The 18,863-nt window shown below is 69.4% G+C and carries 13 protein-coding genes and 5 pseudogenes; 5 read left to right on the forward strand and 13 right to left on the reverse strand.

Features of this window, described 5'->3' with window-relative positions; translation table 11 throughout:
- Positions 1-45: 45 nt before the first annotated feature.
- Positions 46-672 carry a hypothetical protein gene (locus OG617_RS01995; RefSeq protein ID WP_405098181.1) on the reverse strand — a complete coding sequence of 209 codons (627 nt, stop codon included), beginning with the start codon at positions 670-672 and terminating at the stop codon, positions 46-48.
- A 133-nt stretch (positions 673-805) separates the two neighbouring features.
- Between OG617_RS01995 and OG617_RS02000 the strand changes: the two are divergent.
- Positions 806-1,444, forward strand: a pseudogene (locus tag OG617_RS02000) (BTAD domain-containing putative transcriptional regulator); the annotation flags it as partial.
- A 724-nt stretch (positions 1,445-2,168) separates the two neighbouring features.
- Positions 2,169-2,907 (forward strand): annotated as a pseudogene (locus OG617_RS02005) (IS6 family transposase).
- A 177-nt stretch (positions 2,908-3,084) separates the two neighbouring features.
- Here OG617_RS02005 and OG617_RS02010 read toward each other — a convergent pair.
- The 6 genes from OG617_RS02010 to OG617_RS02035 form a co-directional block, all read right to left on the reverse strand.
- On the reverse strand, positions 3,085-3,723 hold the full coding sequence (locus tag OG617_RS02010) for a hypothetical protein (protein ID WP_405098183.1): 639 nt from the start codon (positions 3,721-3,723) through the stop codon (positions 3,085-3,087).
- Entirely contained in the window at positions 3,720-6,095 is a 2,376-nt protein-coding gene (locus OG617_RS02015; RefSeq protein ID WP_405098185.1) for an FHA domain-containing protein, read from the reverse strand. The genes OG617_RS02010 and OG617_RS02015 overlap by 4 nt, the downstream gene beginning before the upstream one ends.
- A gap of 22 nt (positions 6,096-6,117) precedes the next feature.
- Positions 6,118-7,959: a serine/threonine protein kinase gene (locus tag OG617_RS02020; protein WP_405098187.1), complete on the reverse strand. Its 1,842-nt coding sequence runs from the start codon at positions 7,957-7,959 to the stop codon at positions 6,118-6,120.
- Between the two features lie 100 nt (positions 7,960-8,059).
- On the reverse strand, positions 8,060-8,362 hold the full coding sequence (locus tag OG617_RS02025; protein ID WP_405104072.1) for an integrase core domain-containing protein: 303 nt from the start codon (positions 8,360-8,362) through the stop codon (positions 8,060-8,062).
- Positions 8,283-8,579: a hypothetical protein gene (locus OG617_RS02030; RefSeq protein ID WP_405104130.1), complete on the reverse strand. Its 297-nt coding sequence runs from the start codon at positions 8,577-8,579 to the stop codon at positions 8,283-8,285. The genes OG617_RS02025 and OG617_RS02030 overlap by 80 nt, the downstream gene beginning before the upstream one ends.
- Positions 8,576-9,136, reverse strand: coding sequence for a hypothetical protein (locus OG617_RS02035; protein WP_405098189.1), 561 nt, complete (start codon positions 9,134-9,136; stop codon positions 8,576-8,578). The genes OG617_RS02030 and OG617_RS02035 overlap by 4 nt, the downstream gene beginning before the upstream one ends.
- 277 nt (positions 9,137-9,413) lie before the next feature.
- On the opposite strand from OG617_RS02035, the pseudogene OG617_RS02040 reads away from it, so the two are divergent.
- The 3 genes and pseudogenes from OG617_RS02040 (at position 9,414) to OG617_RS02050 (ending at position 13,273) form a co-directional block, all read left to right on the forward strand.
- Positions 9,414-10,252 (forward strand): annotated as a pseudogene (locus tag OG617_RS02040) (IS5 family transposase).
- Positions 10,253-10,753: 501 nt separating this feature from the next.
- Positions 10,754-12,274 carry a WD40 repeat domain-containing protein gene (locus OG617_RS02045; RefSeq protein WP_405104073.1) on the forward strand — a complete coding sequence of 507 codons (1,521 nt, stop codon included), beginning with the start codon at positions 10,754-10,756 and terminating at the stop codon, positions 12,272-12,274.
- A gap of 60 nt (positions 12,275-12,334) precedes the next feature.
- Complete coding sequence (locus OG617_RS02050; protein WP_405098191.1) at positions 12,335-13,273, forward strand: hypothetical protein; 939 nt, start codon at positions 12,335-12,337, stop codon at positions 13,271-13,273.
- A 957-nt stretch (positions 13,274-14,230) separates the two neighbouring features.
- Here the strand turns inward: OG617_RS02050 and OG617_RS02055 are convergent.
- From OG617_RS02055 to OG617_RS02080, 6 genes and pseudogenes are all read right to left on the reverse strand, one after another.
- A pseudogene (locus tag OG617_RS02055) lies at positions 14,231-15,030 on the reverse strand (IS5 family transposase).
- A 79-nt stretch (positions 15,031-15,109) separates the two neighbouring features.
- Positions 15,110-15,397, reverse strand: coding sequence for a transposase (locus tag OG617_RS02060; protein WP_405104074.1), 288 nt, complete (start codon positions 15,395-15,397; stop codon positions 15,110-15,112).
- A 368-nt stretch (positions 15,398-15,765) separates the two neighbouring features.
- Positions 15,766-16,464: pseudogene (locus OG617_RS02065) on the reverse strand (transposase); the annotation flags it as partial.
- A gap of 76 nt (positions 16,465-16,540) precedes the next feature.
- Positions 16,541-17,791, reverse strand: coding sequence for an RNA polymerase sigma factor (locus tag OG617_RS02070; protein ID WP_405098193.1), 1,251 nt, complete (start codon positions 17,789-17,791; stop codon positions 16,541-16,543).
- Positions 17,788-18,111, reverse strand: coding sequence for a YciI family protein (locus OG617_RS02075; protein ID WP_405098195.1), 324 nt, complete (start codon positions 18,109-18,111; stop codon positions 17,788-17,790). The genes OG617_RS02070 and OG617_RS02075 overlap by 4 nt, the downstream gene beginning before the upstream one ends.
- 54 nt (positions 18,112-18,165) lie before the next feature.
- Complete coding sequence (locus OG617_RS02080; RefSeq protein WP_405098197.1) at positions 18,166-18,774, reverse strand: dihydrofolate reductase family protein; 609 nt, start codon at positions 18,772-18,774, stop codon at positions 18,166-18,168.
- Positions 18,775-18,863 lie beyond the last annotated feature (89 nt).

Genomic DNA, 18,863 nt, shown 5'->3' on the forward strand with positions numbered 1-18,863 from the left:
TGGCCGAGCGCTTCGGCGGTGTGCCGAAGTCTCCTCATGGCTCGGTCAGGCCTTCTCGAAGGTGATGCCCCGCCGGCCGACCGACACCTGCTTCTCCACCACGGTGCCTTCCGCGGTGGTGTACCAGCAGAGGAACAGCGTCGTGCCGAAGGGGAACACCGCCTGGTCGGGCATCGCGGCGTCGCACATCGCGGTGCCCAGCCGGGCGTTGTTGTTGACTGCTTCGCTGTTCCACTGCCAGCCCACGTTCGTCCGGGACAGCACGCCGACCGAGGCGATGGCGGACCAGGTCATGTACTGGTCGGCGATCGACACGGTCACGTCCATCGGCACCGCGAGGTCGTCGAACTTCACCGTGCAGTTCGCCTTCACGTTGCCGGTGATGAATTTCTTGTCGCAAGTCACAGACGTGTGCGCGGGCGCGCCGGCCTGATTCAGCACCTGTTGTTGCAGCTCACGCATAATTTTCGCGTGCGGTGAACCGGGAGCGCCGTAGTCCGTGGGCGTGGCGGGACCGTCGGCGGTGTACGGGTGGGCGCTCGACACCAGCCGCCCGGGCCGGGGCGGCGCGGCCGGCGACGAGGAAGGCGCGGTCGCGGCCGTGTCGGGACCCGAGCAGGCGGCGAGGGCAAGTAGCAGCAGCGGTCCGAGGCTCGCACGGGAAGGGCGCATCTGGTCAGAGTATCGACGAACGCCACTCTGCCCCGGCGGGGCACGCCGTCGGGGTTTTGGCGTTCAAGACCCTGTTGACGAACTCTCGGTGGCGGTGCTCGGGCCACTTCAGGTGCGGTGCGGTCCACACGAGGTGGAACTGGCCTCCACCAAGCAGCGCCGCATCCTCGTGCGACTGGCGCTGAACGCCGGCGAGGTGGTGGGACGCGAGGAACTCATTGAGCTGCTGTGGGGCTACCAGCGGCCACAGCGGGCCCAGCAACTGCTGCAAAGCTACGTCGGCCGGCTCCGCCGGAAGCTGCGACTCCACGACGCGACGAGGGTGCTCCGCGCGGCAGGCGATGGCTACCGCCTCACGCTCGCGCCGGGGCAACTGGATCTACTTCGGTTTCGCCGGCTCATCGCGCTGGGTACTGGTGAGGCCGACCCCGAGCTGGCTAGCGGCCATTTCGCCGCAGCGGCGCTCCTATGGCGCGGCGAGACGGACGTGGAGGCGCTGCGCGACATTCCGGTGACCATCGCTCTGCGGCATCAGTACGCACAGCTCCTCCGCAGCTGGGCGGCGCTTGCTCGGGAATTCGGCGGCTGCGAGCAGGTGCTGCCGCCGTTGCGGGAGTTGGCATGGCAGTTCGAGCTGGACGAGCCAGTGCACGCCGAGCTGATCATGGTCCTGTCAGCCAGCGGCCGGCAGGCCGAGGCGCTCGCCACCTACCAGCGGATTCGTGCCGCTTTGGTGGAGCAGCTGGGCATCGAGCCCAGCCCGAAGCTCCGGCAGGCGCACGACTACGCGTTGCAGCGCCGCAAGTCGCCGGCCCCGGCGCCGGCGCACCGCCCAGTGCTCCAGCAGGCGCCCGCCCCGCCGCCGGGGTTCGTCGGACGGGCCACCGAACTCGTCACGATCAGGGCCGCGTTCGAACGACGTACGTCCGAAGACGGGCAGGTCTCCCCCAACATCGTCATGCTCAGCGGAGCTGCGGGAGTGGGCAAGACCGCCCTCGCCCTGAGGGCGGCGCACCAGTTACGCACCGGCTACCCGGATGGGCAACTCTACGCCGACCTGCGGGGCGGAACCGGGGCAGCCGTTGCACCCATGGAAGTGCTTGGACGGTTCCTGCGCGCCCTGGGCGTGCCGGCTCGCCCGGTTGGCGTGGATGAGGCCGAGGCGTCGGCGTCTCTGCGCAGCGAGCTGGCCGACCGCCGAATGTTGATCACTCTCGACAACGCGCGTGAGGCGGCGCAGGTACGGCCGCTGCTTCCCGGTCCTGGCCATTGTGACGTACTGGTCACGAGCCGGTGGCGACTGCCGGACCTCGCTGGCGCGACCGTCGTCGACGTCCCGACGCTGCCCATCTCGGACGCCGTGAAGTTGATCGCGGATGCTGGCGGCCGGCCGCCAGCAGACCCCCGCTCGACCCGGGAGGTCGCGCTGGCGTGCGGGAAGCTGCCGCTGGGCTCTGTTGCGTTGGGCGGAAGCATGATCGACTCCAGCTTGCCCGATGTGGTCTGCTTGGCCGGTGAGGTCGCTGTCTCGTCTCGGGTCCTGGTCTCCGCCCGCATCGGCGTTCGTTGGGTTCCGGTTCCCGTCCGAGGTGATCGTCCTGGCGGTCCGCTGGTACCTGCGGTTCAACCTCTCCTACCGAGACGTGGAGGAGCTGCTGGTCGAACGGGGTGTCGAGGTGGATCACGTCACCGTCTACCGGTGGGTGCAGCGGTTCACCCCGCTGCTGGCCGACGCCGCCCGCTTCGCGCGCCACGCACCGGGTGACCGCTGGCACGTTGACGAGACCTACGTCAAGGTCAACGGGGTCTGGCGGTACGTCTACCGGACGGTGGACCAGCACGGGCAGGTCATCGACGTGCTCGTCTCGGCACGTCGGGACGCCGCCGCGGCCCGGCGGTTCTTCCATCGAGCGCTGAACTCGCTGAAGGTCACGCCCAGCGAGGTTGTCACCGACGCGAACCCGGTCTACCCGAGGGTGGCTCGACGAGCTGGTTCCGTCGGCGTGGCACCACGTCGAGCGGCATGCCAACAATCCGATCGAGGCTGATCACAGCCAGCTCAAGCACCGGCTCAGACCGATGCGCGGGCTCCGCACCGACCGCACCGCCCAGACGATCATCACCGGCCACGCCTTCGTGCAGAACCTCCGACGCGGACACTACGAACTCGGACTCGACGTCCCGCCCACGCTACGGGTGGCCGCCGCCTTCACCGAACTGGCGCGAGCGATCTGACCAATGCCCGCTGACGCGGCTCGGCGTGTCCACCGATCCGCCAATGCAACAGAGCCTATCCAACCACCAACACACCCGACCACACCCAAAACGCCACCAAGCCACTCAAGGCCCTACCAGCCGCACCCCACCGCCGATGAAGCGACTGGCCACTCCGACCAACCATGCACGAGGTCGTTAGTCGGGCACGACCTCGCCGGTGATGGCGCGGGACCGCTGCGCGACGGCTGCGCTTATCGGTGCGAGCGCCGGAAGGTGCATGCCCTGCGGGCCGAAGATCAGCCAGGCGATCGCGACCGCGTACCACGGCGCCGCCGGGCCATGCAGCATCAGCGGATTGCCCTCCTGGTAGCGGAGGATGAACGACCACTGGGTCAGGTCGGCGGTGAGTTCCAGTACGCCGTTGTGCCAAAAGCTCAGCAGGTTGCCCTGGTAGTCCCCGAGCAGCCGCTGGTTGGTCAGGATCATCCGCACCTGCGCCTGGTCCCGCCACTGGGCCGCCGCCATCGCCTGGGCGCGGCTGCGGGCACTGGCGTTACTGATGGCGTCACCGGCCATGCCGGCGAGCACGAAACTCGTCGAGCCGAACCAGAGGTGGCTACTCTCCCGATACTGCACGGCGGTGCCGTAGAAGCGTGCGTAACCCAGCACCGTGTCGCCGAAAACCGCTTCGTTCGGGCTCAGCCGCAGTCCGCTGGGCGGCAGCGCGATCAACTGGCCACCCCGCGCCAGGTGCTCGTACAGCCGGCATGCACTGCTCCAGCCGTCGCGCAGAACGGCTTCGAGGGCGGCGGCAGAATCCTTACGGCGACTCACGTGCGATTCCTCCGGCTCTCCAGTACGGGCTCGTGGCGACGTAGCGCCCACCGCACCGCTGCGGTCAGCAGTACGGTCTGGCCGGCCAGGACGGCCATCGCCCAGCTCCACGCGCCGGTGGTATGCGCCCAGAGTGCGTCCGGCGCAGGCCTCAGCATTATCGCGCGCAGGTCCACTGTGGCAGCTGCGGCGGCGTATCCCCAGCGGGCCGGGGCCAGCCAGGAGAGCTGTTCGATGCCGGTGCGCTCGACCACGGCGAACAGCCCGCCGCAGAGCACGAGCTGCGCCATCACGAGCCCGACCAGCACCGGCATCGTCTGCTCGCTCGTGGACACGTAGACACTGACCAACAGCCCAAGCACGGTGGCTGCCAGCGTGGTCAGCCAGACCACCGCGATCAGCTCGACCAGCGGCACGCCCAGCACGAGCGCCTCGGGTGGCGCCGGCCGGCCCAACATGCCGAGCAGGACGAACAGTGCCGCCTGGAACGCGTTCAGTACGGCGAACACGACCAGCTTCGCGCTCAGGTAGGCGCCGGGCGCCATGCCAACCGCCCGTTCCCGGCGGTAGATGGCGCTCTCCCCGACGAACTCGCGGATGCCGCCGGCCAGCCCGATGAAGATCGCGCCGGTGATCAGGATGACCAGCAGTTCGGCGGCCTCGGTGCTGCGCCCGGGCGGTTGTGCGGGCAGCCCGAGACCGTCGGAACCGGGGACCACGTGCAGCAGGACGGCGAGACCAATCGGCAGGCCGAGGGAGAGCGCCGCGTACAACCGGTCGGCGAGGGTGACGGCGACCGTGCGGCGGGCGACGATCGCCATCTGCCGCCACCAGCCCTGACGCGGCGGCGGCGCGGTGGCCACCGCCCGCTCGCTCGCCGGTGCGGCCTTGGCCGGCGGGCGGGTGGCCCCGAACTGGGCGGCCCAGACGTCCGGCTCGGCGGCGACCGCGGTGAACACGTCGGCGTACTCGGCCGCCCCGAAGAAGTCGAGCAGCTCGTCCGGCGGGCCGAAGTAGGCGACCTTGCCGCCGCGGGCGAGTACCAGCACCTGGTCGCACACGCTCAGGTGCAGCGGGCTGTGCGTCACCACCACGACGGTCCGGCCGCGATCGGCCAGCTCGCGCAGGCCGTGCATCACGTCGCGGTCCAGCGCCGGGTCCAGCCCGGAGGTCGGCTCGTCGAGGAAGAGCAGCGAGGGCTCGGTGAGCAGCTCCAGCGCCACCGAGGTGCGCTTGCGCTGTCCACCAGAGAGCGTGTCGATGCGCTGGTCAGCGTGCGCAGTGAGGGCGAGCTGGCCAAGCACCTCGTCGATGCGCTGGTCCCGCTCCGCAGGCGTCACATCGGGGCCGAAGCGCAGCCCGGCCGCGTAGCGCAACGCACGGCGTACGGTCAGCTGGCGGTGCAGGATGTCGTCCTGCGGCACCAGGCCGATGCGGTGCCGCAGGTCGGCGTACTCGGCGTACAGGTCGCGGTCCTGGTAGCGCACCGTGCCGGCCTGCGCCGGGCGGTTGCCGGTCAGCGCCCCCAGCAGCGTCGACTTGCCGGCACCGCTCGGGCCGACGACCGCGAGCAGACTGCACTCGTCCAACTCGAACGAGACCCCCAAGAGCAGGTTCCGCGCGCCGACCTTGACACCTAGCCCTTCGGCGCGCAGCGACACCCGGCCGACATCGACGTAGTCGTGCAGTGCGGCGCCGTCGAACACCATCTGGTGGTGCCCGAACGAGAGGAGGTCCCCGCCGTACAGCACGGCCCGCTCGACCTGCCGTCCGTTGACGTACGTGCCGTTGCGCGTACCCAGGTCGATGACGCGAAATCCGGCACCGTCCCGGACAAGGTCGGCGTGGTAGCGGGAGACCAGCAGGTCGTCGAGGACGATGTCGTTGTCCGGCTCCCGCCCGATCCGGATCCGATCCGCGGTCGGGTAGCTGGCCGAGGGGATCCGGCCCAGCGCGAATCTTGCACCGGATGGTGGTTCGGCGCCGGGTACGAAGCCGCTCGGCCGCACCTCGGCCAACGGGGCTGGCTGCGCCGAATCGGTCACCGTCGGCGGGGCAGCGGGAGGACCTTCCGGACGGAAGGTGAGCACTGGACCGTCAACGGCGTTGCCGAGCCGCACCGCGCAGGCGACCGTTATCTCCAGCTCGTGCACCTGACGGCCGTTGACGAACGTGCCGTTCCGGCTGGCGAGGTCACGCAGGTGCCACCGTCCGGCCCGGTAGGTGAGCTCCAGGTGCTCGCGGGAGGCCCGCGAGTCGTCCAAAACGATCGAACAGAGTGGATCACGGCCGATTCGCAACGGCCCGCCGACCGCCGTGACCCGGCGCTCCCCGCCCCCGCCGGGCACGCCGACCAGCAACGTGGCGCTCACGCCGCCACCGGCCCCGGGGCGGTCACCGGCTCGCCTTCGGTTTCGGCAGCCGCTTGGCCATCGACGTCGCCATTTTGATCAGGTCGCTCTGGTAGCTGCCACCTTGATAATCGTTCTGGATCGCGACCTGGAGGAGCACCTGGCCCGAACGGACGAAGATCATCGCGTAGATGCCGCTGGAGCCGCCAACGGTGATCCCGAACGACTCCTGACCCAACTTCGGCACCGTGAACGGCCGCCATCCGCACCGCTCGGCCGCCTTGCGGGTGGCATCGAGGAACGGGTCGGCCGCGTTGCCGTAGAAGCCGGCGACCGCCGAGCCGAGGTACGGGTACTGGCCGCTGGTCACCCAGTAGCCGTTGCTGCTGTGCGCCCCGATCGCATCACCGCGAACGTTGCCGTCCGAGCAGAGCGCAAGCTTGGCCAGTCCGTTGTGCAGCGCGTCGGTGGTGGAACTCGGCTTGACCCAGTCACGGTCTCCGACCTTCATCGCGGATACGACGTCGGCCACCGACAGCAGCACCGGCTCCAGTGCGGTCACCTCCGGCGGCGGGGAGGCACGGTCGATGCTGGGGGTCGGACTCGCCTGGAGGTCGCCGGGCAGGTTGCCTTGAACAACGCTCCACACCGACGGTACGCAGCAGGCGGCCAAGAGGACCGCCGCCACGATACCAATGATCAACGGGGCTTTGGACTTCCCGGGCTGGCGGGGCGCCCCGGGAAAGCCTGCCGGTCCCGGGCCGGGCGGCAGCGGGTAGTCCGACAGCCCCGGAGCCCCCGACGGCCGCGGGCCGGGCGGCAGCGGGTAGTCCGAGGACGCAGGGTTGCCCGACGACGGGGAGCCGGGCGGCCTGGAAGTGGGCGGCAGCGGGTAGCCCGACGGCCCCGAGGTGGGCGGCAGCGGATAGCCCGGCGGCCCGGAAGTGGGCGGCAGCGGGGAGCCGGGCGGCCCGGAGGTGGGCGGCGGCGGGGACGGCGGCGGCCCGCCGATCGATGTCTCCGGCGGTCCGGCGTGCAGCGCGTTGACCCAGGCCGCCGCGGCGGCCGGCCGGCGCTCGGCGGTCACCGCGACCATCGACAGGATTCCGCGGATCACCCGGTCCTGCCCTGGGCCGAGTGACGCGGTGAGCCGCTGGGTCATGCCGTCGATGTCGCCGGGCACCGGCATCTCGCTGGTCACTGCGTAGTAGACGGTCGCGCCGAGGGCGTAGCGGTCCGTGGCCGGGGTGTACTCGCCCCGGGCCAGGGACTCCGGTGCCATGAATGGCGCCGTGCCGTACACCCGGGCGGTGCCGCTGGTGCTGCGCAGCCGGACCAGGCCGAAATCGACCAGATAGGCCCGCCCGCTGCCGGAGACCAGGATGTTGGCTGGTTTGATGTCCCGGTGCAGGACCGGTATGCCGTCGGTGTCCTGGCCGCTGTGCAGGTAGTCGATGGCCTCGGCGATCGGCTCAAGCGGCTTGAGGATGTCCAACCCGCGTACCCCGCCGCTCTCCAGCATTTCCTGCAGGCTGCGGCCTTCGATCCACTTCATCACGAAGTACAGTCGTGGCGCGGTGTCCGTGGTGGACTCTCCGGCCGGATGCGGCGACGGGCCGACGAAGACCTCCTTGACCTTCACCAGCGCCGGGTGTTCGAGTTGGGTCGCCAGCGCCGCCTGTAGCCGGAGGCCCTCCAAGCCGCGGTCGGTCTGGTCCTCCGCTGGTACCCGGAGGATCTTCACCGCGTACGAGAATGCCACGTCTCCGTGGTGCTCGCGAGCTCGCCAGACCTCGCCCTCGCCACCAGCGGCGCGCCGCTCGATCAGCTCATACCGGTCCGGCGCGTCCGGCGGTCCCACGTAGCTGTACTGCGCATCCGACACGATGGTGATCGTGTCAAACGGTACCGACGAATCAAAATTCGTGCTCTTATCGCAAGCCTTCACCTTGCAGCACCTGTACCGCTCGGAAAGTCGGTCAGAGCTATGCCACCTGGGAGTATTCGTTGATTAGCCCGTTGAGGATCTTCCTACGGCGCACTCGTGCGGCCGTCAGGTCGGCGACCGGTCGTGGCGGTATGTCGGTGGCATTGGGCGGTTGTTGGCCCCGGGCTTGGTGCGGCCGGTGGTCGTTGTAGTGAGCCACGTACTCCCCGAGGGTGGCGAGGAGGTGCCGCCTGTTGTAGATCAGCATCCGGTCGAGGCACTCACGGCGGACCGTACGAACCCACCGCTGCGCGTACGCGTTCGCCCGAGGCGCCCGGGGCGGAGTTCGCAGGATCTCGATGCCCCTGGGTGGTGAACACCTCGTCGAACGGCGCGATGTACTTGCTGTCACGATCCCGGTTCAAGAACCTGAACCGGGCGACTCGGTCACCGAGGTCCATCAACAGGTTCCGGGCCTGCTGAGTGACCCACTCCCCCGTCGGATGCTCGATGGTGCCGAGAAGGTGAACCCGCCGGTTGCCGACCTCCATCAGCAACAGGACGTAGACGCGGGTCATACCGATCGTGTCCACGTGCAGGAAGTCGCAGGCCAGAACGCCCTGGCCTGGATGGACAGGAACTGTGTCCAGGTCAGCGCGCCGCGACGCGGAGCCGGGTCAACACCGGCGGCGGTCAGGATCGTCCACACCGTGCTGGCCGCGACCCGATAACCCAGCCTGAGAAGCTCACCCTGCACCCGGCGGTAACCCCAGGTCAGGTTCTCCCAGGCCAGACGCAGCACCAGAGCGCGGATCTCCGCCCGCAACGGTGAGTGCCGGGAGCGTCGTTTCGGGTAGGTCCACTTCCCGGCGACCAGATTGCAGTGCCAGCGCAGCAGGGTGGCCGGGGTGACGAAGAACGCCGACCAGTGGGTACGCGGCAGCAGCCGCGACAGGGCTGACAACACCAACCGGTCGACGGGCTCCAGATCCGGCCGTGCGACCTGGCGGCGTAGAACCGCGACCTGATGACGTAGCACGACAATCTCGACGTCCTTGGACCGCTCGCCACGCATGCCCTGGACCACCAACCGCAGGATCAGACACAGGATCAGGTACCCGAAGGACACGAACATGCCCCGCCACCATGCCCCTCGGTCGGCTGACTGGGCCACACAAAACCGCACCTCACTGGACGTTTGTTTCACCTTCGCGCCCAGTAGAGGCCGATTCACGTCTCGACCTCGGTAGCGCAAGATGTCCGACCTGACCCGGAAAGAACACATTGCGCGCGGCTCAACCCTGGCCGAGATCAGAGCATTTCGCCCCGTGATCGTGTTTGGTTCACTTTCACCCGACATCGACGCACGTGACGTCCGTCGAGGCGGCACCCGAACGCCGTACGCCTGCACCATGACCGAACGGCGAGCCTATCCGTCCGACCTGTCCGACGCCCGGTGGGCCCTGATCGCACCCCGCCTGACCGCCTGGCGACAGGCCCGCACCGACGCCGGCGTCACAGCGGACGCGCCCCCACCCACGACCTACGCGAGATCCTCAACGCCATCCTGTACGTCAATCGCACCGGCATCGCCTGGCGCTACCTGCCCCACGACTTCCCACCCCACGCGACGGTCTACGGCTACTTCGCCGCCTGGAGCAAAGAGGGCATCTTCACCGAACTGAACCACCAGCTCACCGGTCTCGTCCGCGACCACCACGGCCGCACGATCGAACCCACGGCATCCATCATGGACAGCCAGAGCGTGAAAACCTCCACCAACGTCCCACTGTCCACACAGGGCACCGACGCCGGAAAGAAGATCGTCGGCCGCAAACGCGGCATCATCACCGACACCCTCGGCCTACTCCTCGCCGTCATCGTCACCGCAGCCAGCGCCAGCGACAACACCATCGGCATGGACCTACTCGACCAAGCCACCACCACCTACCCCACCCTGACCAAGACCTGGGTCGACGCCGGATTCAAAAACCGCGTCGTCGAACACGGCGCCACCCTCGACATCGACGTCGAGACCGTCACCAAAGACCCGTAGGCCAAGGGCTTCAGCGTGGTCAAACGCCGATGGGTCGTCGAACGCACCATCGGCTGGCTCACGCACCACCGCCGACTCGTCCGCGACTACGAAGCCCGACCCGACAACTCCGCCAGCATGATCACCATCGCCATGATCGACAACCTCGCCAAACGCCTCACCGCCGAAACCACCCCAACCTGGCGATACAACTAAACCCACATAACCGGCAAAATACGTGAATCAGACGTCCTCTCAGAGGCCAGAACCGGGTTTCCGGGCAGTACAAGATCCGCGACGACATCCACGAAGCGTTCCTCACTCTCGCCTGCGCCATCGTCTGCCGGCGTCGACTCCAACGCTCAAAGAGATAGGAGTTGTTAGTGGTCGACTTCTCCGACGGCGAGCCCGAGATCGTCCGTGTCGGCGCGGGGGGGATCTGTCCCGCTTCGCGTAGACCGCTCCGATCCCCGGGCGGCCTCGACCCGGAGCCGTGGTGGTCCGCCGGGAGGACCGGCGGGCGCGTGCCGGCCGCGTCGCTGGCGGGCCCGGGGTCGGGCCACGGCCGGGGGTGGCAACCCGCTGCCACAATCGAACACGCGTTCCACTCGACCATCGTCGATGCCCGGCTCGATCGGGCACCTGGGCTGTGAGGTCATCGCATGGTGAGACTCGTACTGCCGGTCGCCGTGACACTGCTGGCCTGTCCGCGGTGCGATGGGCCGATCCGGACGCCCTGCGGGTCGATGGGTTCTGGCCGCTGGCGGCGGTCGCGCTGGTCACCTCCGTCGGAGCCGCGGCGACCCTGCGGCTGCTCCGACGCGTCCTGACGCACGTGCCGCCGTGGATCAGCGGCCTCCTCGCCACCGTCGTCGCCTTCGCCCTGCTGACGTCGTTCACCGACGGCCCCGGCCCGGCGGCGGTCATCGGGGGAATCGTCGTGGCGCTGGTGGTGCTCGTCTCCCTGCTGCGCGGTGGCGGACGCGCCCTGCGGGCGGAGCCGTTCCCGCCGGACGTCCTCGGCGTGGCGCGGCTCGCGGCACGGTTCGCGGTGCCGCTGCTCTGGTACCTCGCCGCCGTCGAGCTGGTGCCGGGCGTGCAGTCGGCGCAGCGGTGGCCGGGCGCGCTGCTGGGCGGCCTGGTCGCGGGCGGCACGCTGGTCATGGGCACGACCCTGGCGTGGACCAGGCCGTGGCACGCCTGCGTGACGCCGGTGCCCGTGGACGGCCGCCTCCAGGTCGCGTACGGCGGGATCGGCCACCTCGTCGGGGTCGGCGATCCGCGCGCCGGCAGGGAGCTGCAGGTGATGGGCTCCGCCGGCGTGCTGGTCGAGCTGTCGGGCCTGCTGCCGGACCCGATCCCGGACAGCATCCGGCCGTACCTCGACCGCCTCACGCCCGGCCTGGTGCGGGCCGTCTGCGCGGTCGAGACCCCGCGGCGCGTGCTGCTCGCCTCCGCCGGCTACGGCGACGCCGTGCACCTGTGGGACCCCGCGACCGGTCGGGCGGTGCACGCCCTCGCCGGCCACCGGGGGCCGGTGAACGCCCTGTCGCCGTGCCGGCCGGCGACACCGTCCTGCTCGCCTCCGGCGGGGACGACCGGGGGATACGGTTCTGGGAGCCCGAGACCGGCCGTCAGCTCCGGGCCGTCGGCCGCGAGGTGCGCTGGTCCGTCCGGGCGCTGTGCACCCTGTCGGTGGACGGTCAGCTCCTGCTCGCGGCCGGTTACGCGGACGGCGCCGTCCGGCTGTGGGACCCGGTGCAGCTCCGGCTCGTCCGCCACCTGGGCGCCCAGCGGTGCGGCGTCAACGCCCTCTGCGCGGTCACCGTCGACGGCGCGGTCCGGCTCGCCTCGGCCGGCGGCGATGGCACCGTGGCCCTGTGGGACCCGGCCACGGGCGAGCGCCTCGGCTCCTTCGACGACGGGCCCCCGGTACGCGCTCTGCGCGGTGGAGATGGACGGCGAGGTGCTCCTGGCCACCGCCGGGGACGGCGTCGGCGTCACGCTGTGGGACCCGGCGAGGATGGCGCGCCGGGGCTCGCTGGGCATCGGCTCGCTGATCAGCATGCTGCTCGACCCGACGGGGTGGATCCGGTCGATGTGCCAGCTCGGCACCGGCGACGACGCGTTCCTGATGCTCGCAGGGTACGACCAGGCGGTCCAGCAGATCCGCCTCCGGCCGGCGCTGCGGTCCCTCGCCGAGAGCGAAAAGAACGCCTGATGGGGTTCGCCGAGTAGCCGGGGGCCCCGGTCGCGGGCCCTGGCTACTCTGGGCGCGACGATGAGGGGGTTCCGGGCATGGACGACGCAGGCCGCACCGCCGACGCCGGAGACGCCCCGCCCAGTCCCCGCGGCGACCGGCCGGGCGGCCGGCCCGCCCGGCCGGTCGCCGCCGTGCTCACCGCAGCCCTCCTCGGCCTGGCCTCGACGACCACCTGGTACATCGAGCGGCGGACCGACTCGCTGGAGCAGCAGCGGCGCCAGGACGAGCGGGCCCTGTTCGAACGGGCCTGCAACGACCCGATCTCCGCCGCGGCCATGGTGATCAACATGCCGACCTTCGCCAGCCGTTGCCCGGTGGGGCTGCGGCACCTGCTCTCGATATCGGCCGACGAGGTCCGCCCGGGCCCGGCGTTGGTCGACGCCTACCTGGACCGGCTGTTCGTCCTGCTCGGCGCCCAGGTCCCCGGCGGCGACGTCGGGCCGCACCTCAGCGCGCTGCACCGCGACGACGACCACGCCGCCGCCCTCCGCGCGGCGAACCGGGCCGTCCGGTCCTGCCGAGCGGTGCTGCCGACCGACCCGCCCACGCCCACCCCGGACGCTTCCGGGCCACCGCCGGGCTTCTGGGACGACCCGCAGCGCATCGAGGTGCGCCCGCAGCGCTCGACGGTCCGGGTGAGCGTCGCGCCAGGCGGCGTCACGGTGATCGACGTCCGGGTGGTCGAGACGACCCCGTCCTGCCTGACCCGGCCACCAGAGGAGGTGCCGGTGCCGCGGTACATCGGCACCACCGCCCTGAGCCTGTCCTTCAGCCCCGGCACCGGCCCGAGCGGGCAGCGGGTGTGGCTGCTCGACCGCATCAACGCCTGCCCGGTGCACCCGGACCCGCTAGCCTCGGCCCCGATCGTCAATGCCGACTCGATGTTCCGGCACAGATCGATCCGGGCGAGTGTGACCGACTCCCTCTTCGCCTACGCCGGGAGCACCTGCCCGCCGCCGGCCAGCCCGGGGTGAGCCGCCTCCGGCCGTGGAAAGCGATCCCGGATACGCGTCAGGGCCATCCCGGTAACGGGATGGCCCTGACGCGTAACTACTCCTAACTCTTTGAGCGTTGGAGTCGGCGCCAGCAGATGATGGCGCAGGCGAGGGTGAGGAAGGCTTCGTGGATGTCGCCGGCAGCAACAGATGTCCCTGGCCGGCAAGACTCCACCAGGATCCCGACGCACGATAACAACGCCAGCACTCTCGCGGATCTCCAGTCGGGCACCAGGCTCCCAAGCCAGGGCACGCACGATGCCTCGATCACGGATCCGACCGCTGGCATCGACCGACGCAAGGCGGTACACCTTGGCCTCAATCCGCTGCTGCGCAAGCGCTGGCATCGGCAACAGAGCCCGTCGCAGCGGTGCGCTGGAACCACGTGGATTACTTCGCCCACGGTCCGGCAGAAGGACTGCGGGGACGACGGAAGCCAGAGATGGATCAGCCACAGCGACCACCACCGTCAACCGGTACAGGTCCGGCGAAGTTGGTCGCGAAGATCAGGTTCACGTGATCAAGGAGCCTTGACCACCAGTACGCAAGAGATGGCATGGATGCCGCAAGTTTGTGTCCGAGGATCGACACGAACCGATTACCAACACGGGTTCCGCGTTTTCGGTGCCATCCCGATCGGCTGACAATCACCCTACCTGGACTGGGTGGGTCCCTCGGGCTGTCAACCGGGGCCCATCCGGTGCCGGGAACTCCCTCACAGACACGCCTTATGGACGGGCACAGCACAAGCTCCCGTCAACCTCCGTAGGTAACTGGCGCACGCATCGACCCGACCCCGTGCACTCACGTGGCTCCCCTCTGTGTCAAGAGGCCGCAGCGAGGGTTGTTCTAGGCTGGGGTGTGGCGGGTCCGGGAAGTGACTTCTCCGAAGAGCCGGCATGGGGATGTGAGCTGGTCACGCTGGAGTTACAACTCCTAACTCTTTGAGTTTTGGAGTCGGCGCCAGCAGATGATGGCGCAGGCGAGGGTGAGGAAGGCTTCGTGGATGTCGTCGCGGATCTCCCAGCGGATGCGGAGGCGGCGGAACCAGTGCAGTAGGGCGATGGTCTGTTCGACGACCCATCGTCGGGCGCCGAGTCCGGAGCCGTGTCCGACGCCGCGTCGGGCGATGACCGGGGTGATGCCCTGGCCCGGAGCTGTCGGCGGTAGCAGTCGTAGTCGTAGCCACGGTCGGCGTAGAGCCGCTGCGGTCGTTGCCGGGGACGGCCGCGGATGCCCCTGATCCGGGGAAGCTTGTCGACCAGGGGCATGAGCTGGGTGACGTCGTGACGGTTGCCGCCGGTCAGACTCACCGCGAGGGGAATGCCGTTTGTGTCGGTGATGACGTGGTGTTTCGAGCCCGGCTTGCGGCGGTCGACCGGGCTCGGACCGGTTTTGGGCCGCCCTTGAGCGCCCGCACGTGAGAGCCGTCGATCACCGCCCCCGACATGTCCAACTGCCCAGCCGCTCGCAGCCTGCCGAGCAGGACCTCATGCAGTCGCTGCCACACGCCGGCGTCGTTCCAGTCTCGTAGCCTGCGCCAACAGGTCATCCCCGACCCGAACCCCAACTCCTGCGGCAGGTACTCCCACCGGATCGCGGTGTGGAGCACGAACAGGATCCCGCACAACACCCTGCGGTCATCCAGGGGCTTACGTCCGGGGTAGCGGCGCCGCCGCGGTGGGACGGGGCGGCAGCAGCGGCGCGATCTCGGCCCACAACTCGTCCGAGACGATCCACGGCGGCTGCTCACCCCTCCTCACGTCCAGACAGAACGACCCTCACGTCCAACCGGTTACGCCCAACATCATTTAGTTAGGAGTTGTTAGTAGTCGTCTCCCGTTGTCCTCCCGGGCCCGTCGCCGTGGCCATCGTGGCGTCGTCGATCATCTGTCGGTAGACAATGTCGGACAGGCGTCGTTTCAGCGCTCGCATCGCTTCCATCGATGTCTTCCCGGCGGCTTTCTTGCGGTCGAAGTAGGCGCGGCCTCCGGTGGGGTTGCGTAGCTGGACCGTGGCCATGATGTGCAGCACCCGGTTGATCTGCCGGTTCCCGGCGCGGGAGAGCCGGTGGCGTACCTGCTCGCCGGAGGACGCGTCGATGGGGGCGGTGCCGTTCCAGGAGGCGAAGTGGTCCCGGTTGGGAAACGGGTGATGTCGCCGACCTCGACCAGCAGCCGGGCGGCGCCGGAGGGTCCGATGCCGTGCAGGTCCATCAACGTGGTTCCGGTGGACGCCACGAGCTCTTTCAGTTCCTTGTCGGCGTCCTTGGAACGTCGGTAGACGCGTTCGAGGTCACCGATCAGTTCCGCGGCGACCCGTCGCCGGGCCTTGCCAACCGTGTCACGGGGCCGGACCGTGGCCAGTACTGCCTTGGCCTGGGCGGCGGACAGGCTCTTCTTCGCTCCACCCGGGATCAGTTCCAGCAGCAGTTGGTGCAGTTGGGACACCATCCGGGTGTGGTCCTCACCGAGGGACCGGCGACGGTCGACCAGGATCCGCAGCAGGGCGAGCTGTTCGTCGTTGACCACCGGGCGTAGCCCGGCCATGCGGGTGCCGACCAGCGCGATGGAGTGGGCGTCGGTGGCGTCGGTCTTGCGGCCCTGGCCGGTGGCGAACATCCGTGCTCTGGCGGACAGCTTCGGTGGGACGTCGACGACCTGTTCGCCGTCGGCGAGTAGCCGGTTGGCGATGTGTCGGCCGATGCCCTGGCAGCCCTCGATCGCCCAGACCTGGTTCGGCCACCGGCTGGCGTACTTCCTCATCGCCGTGTAGCCGTCGCGGTCGGTGTCGAACCGGCCGCCGCCGATCACGGTCTCGTCGCCGGCCATGACCTCGATCGTGGCGGAGCGCTTGTGCGGGTCCATCCCGATGACCGCACGATCCGATGTGACAGTCAACGCGTCCTCCGATGCTCGATTCACCTGGTTGTCGAGCCGGGAGGGCAACGCTACTTCGAGCCGAGCAAACCCCTCTTGAGCCTCTCCCCGCCCTGGGGCGACGCCCGGGCGGCGCAGGCCAAATGAGAGCCACACGACCAGCGTGGGCAGCCGATGTGAGAGCGACAGCCCGGGCGCCTCGACCGAAGCCTGGCCGGGCCACGGTCGCAGGTCAATGAAACAAGTAGCCGATGACAGTGCAGTGCCGACCGTAGAAGCTGACGATCTCATGCGGGTATCGGGCCGATCTGATTGCGTCGGGGCCGGCCGCCGCTGCGCGCGGGGTTTCGATCGGGATTCGTGGGCGCTACCGCAGTTGGTCGCGGCGGCGGGTCAGGTTGGCGGTCTGGGCAGTGTTGCCGGCCAGCTCGATGGCTTTGTCGTAGGCCGCGCGCGACTGCTGACTTTGGCCCAGCCGGCGCAGCAGGTCGGCGCGGGTCGCGTGGTAGGCGTGATAGCCGGCCAGCTCGTCCTCAAGACGGTCGACGGCCGCCAGCGCCACCTCCGGTCCGTCGAGCTCGGCGACCGCGATGGCCCGGTTGAGGGCGACGATCGGCGAGGAGTCGAGGCGGACGAGTTGGTCGTAGAGGGCGACGACCTGCGACCAGTCGGTGTCGCGGATGTCGCGGGCGGAGGTGTGCACGGCGTTGATCGCGGCGAGGATCTGGTAGCGGCCCGGAGCCACCCCGGCGGCGGCAGCGGCGAGGCGCTCGCGCACCAGCCGGTGACCCTCGGCGATCAGCGCCCTGTCCCAGGCCCCACGGTCCTGCTCGTCGAGGGCGACCAGTTCGCCGCTGGCCGAAACCCGAGCGGTGCGGCGGGCCTCGGTGAGCAGCATCAGCGCCAGCAGCCCGGCCACCTCACCGTCCTCCGGCAGCAGAGCGCGGATCAGGCGGGTGAGCCGGATCGCCTCGGCGGTCAGGTCGTGACGTACGGGATCGGTGTCGGGGCCGGTCGCCAGGTAGCCCTCGTTGAAGACGAGATACAGCACGGCGAGTACGCCGGAGACGCGTGCCGGGAGATCCTCGGCGGCCGGCACGCGATAGGGGATCCGAGCCGCCTTGATCTTGGCCTTCGCGCGGGTGATCCGCTGCTCCAAGGTGGTCTCCCGCACCAGGAAGGCGCGGGCGATCTCGGGCACGGTCAGCCCGCCGAGCATGCGCAGCGTCAGCGCCACGCGGGCTTCCATCGCCAGCGCCGGGTGACAGCAGGTGAAGATCAGCCGCAGCCGGTCGTCGTCGATGGCGCCGAGAGGCTCGGGTGGGGTGTTGTCGTACACCATCTGAGCCTCCTTGTGCTTGTCGTCGCGCTTGTTCTCGCGCCGGATCCGGTCGATGGCCTTGCGAACGGCGGTGGTGGTCAGCCAGGCACCGGGGTTGGGCGGCACGCCGTTGGGCGGCACGCCGTCGGCCGGCCACCGCTCCACGGCGGTCGCGAACGCCTCGGCCGCTGCCTCCTCGGCGATGTCGAGGTCACCGAAACGCCCGGTCAGCGAGGCGACCACCCGGGCCCACTCCTCGTGGTGGGCCCGGGTGATCGCCTCCTCGACGTCGCTCACAGGAACGGCCGAACCTCGACCTTCCGATCGCAGACCTTCGACGCCTCGGCGGCGAGCTTGAGCGCCACATCCAGATCGGGGGCCTCCCACACCCAGACGCCGGCGAGGTACTCCTTCGACTCCACGAAAGGCCCGTCGCTGAACACCGCCTGCTCGCCCCGGTTGTCGATGACCGTGGCCGCGTCGGTGTCCGCGAGTCCGCCCGCGAAAACCCAGTAGCCCTCGGCGATCAGTCGTTCGTTGAACGCGCTGATGGCAGGCTGCCTGTCCGTGCTGCCGGGATTGCTCTTGTCATCGATTACGGAAACCAGGTACTGCATCTGAAGATCATCTCCTCTGGGGTCAAGACAGCGTGGTTCGGTGGATCAGGGACTTCAGGCCGTTGCATACCGCGGGCGCCCGGCCGGCCGGTAGACCTGGATCGTCACGCCCTTCGAGTCGACCCGCGACTCGACCAAGTCGAGCGCAAGATCCGGACCGGGCTCCGGGAACAGTCTCGCGCCCTGGCCGAGGATCACCGGGATCACGATCAGAATCATCTCGTCGACCAGATCGTTCTCCAGCAGCCACCGGGTCAGGGCGCCACTGCCGTGCACCTGCAGCTCACCCCCCGGCTTGGCCTTCAGCTCACTGATGGCCGCCGCGAGGTCACCGCGGAGAACGGTCGTGTCCTCCCAACGCGGCGCGGTGAGCGTGGTCGAGGCAACATACTTGGGGGCCTCGTTCAAGGCCACGCCGATGGGATGTGCACGCATCTGGTCGATTGATCCCCAGGAGCCGGCGAACAACTCGTAGGTGCGCCGGCCGAACAGGAACGCCTCGGCGCGCTGGTAGGTCTGCGTGATGAACGTCCTGGTCTCGTCGTCACCCCGCCCCCGGGCCCATCCGCCGCGCTCGAATCCGTTCCTGCGGTCATCCGACGCGGCACCGTTTCCCTGCATCACTCCATCGAGGGTGATCTGGGTCATGGTCGTCAGCTTCATGATCGCGGTTCCTTTACCTCGGCGCCGCCCTTGTGGGCGGCCTCACCCCTGCTACGAACACCACCGCCCCGATCCGACACCCCCTCCCG

Origin of the sequence: Micromonospora sp. NBC_01412 (assembly GCF_045040215.1) — a bacterium.
Taxonomy (GTDB): domain Bacteria; phylum Actinomycetota; class Actinomycetes; order Mycobacteriales; family Micromonosporaceae; genus Micromonospora; species Micromonospora rubida.

Bases quoted from the DNA above. Each gene is read 5' to 3' on its own strand.
- OG617_RS01995 (WP_405098181.1), bottom strand. From the start codon at position 672: ATGCGCCCTTCCCGTGCGAGCCTCGGACCGCTGCTGCTACTTGCCCTC.
- OG617_RS02050 (WP_405098191.1), top strand. From the start codon at position 12,335: ATGGACGACGCAGGCCGCACCGCCGACGCCGGAGACGCCCCGCCCAGT.
- OG617_RS02075 (WP_405098195.1), bottom strand. From the start codon at position 18,111: ATGCAGTACCTGGTTTCCGTAATCGATGACAAGAGCAATCCCGGCAGC.
- OG617_RS02035 (WP_405098189.1), bottom strand. From the start codon at position 9,136: ATGTTCGTGTCCTTCGGGTACCTGATCCTGTGTCTGATCCTGCGGTTG.
- OG617_RS02030 (WP_405104130.1), bottom strand. From the start codon at position 8,579: ATGACCCGCGTCTACGTCCTGTTGCTGATGGAGGTCGGCAACCGGCGG.
- OG617_RS02045 (WP_405104073.1), top strand. From the start codon at position 10,754: ATGGGCCGATCCGGACGCCCTGCGGGTCGATGGGTTCTGGCCGCTGGC.
- OG617_RS02080 (WP_405098197.1), bottom strand. From the start codon at position 18,774: ATGAAGCTGACGACCATGACCCAGATCACCCTCGATGGAGTGATGCAG.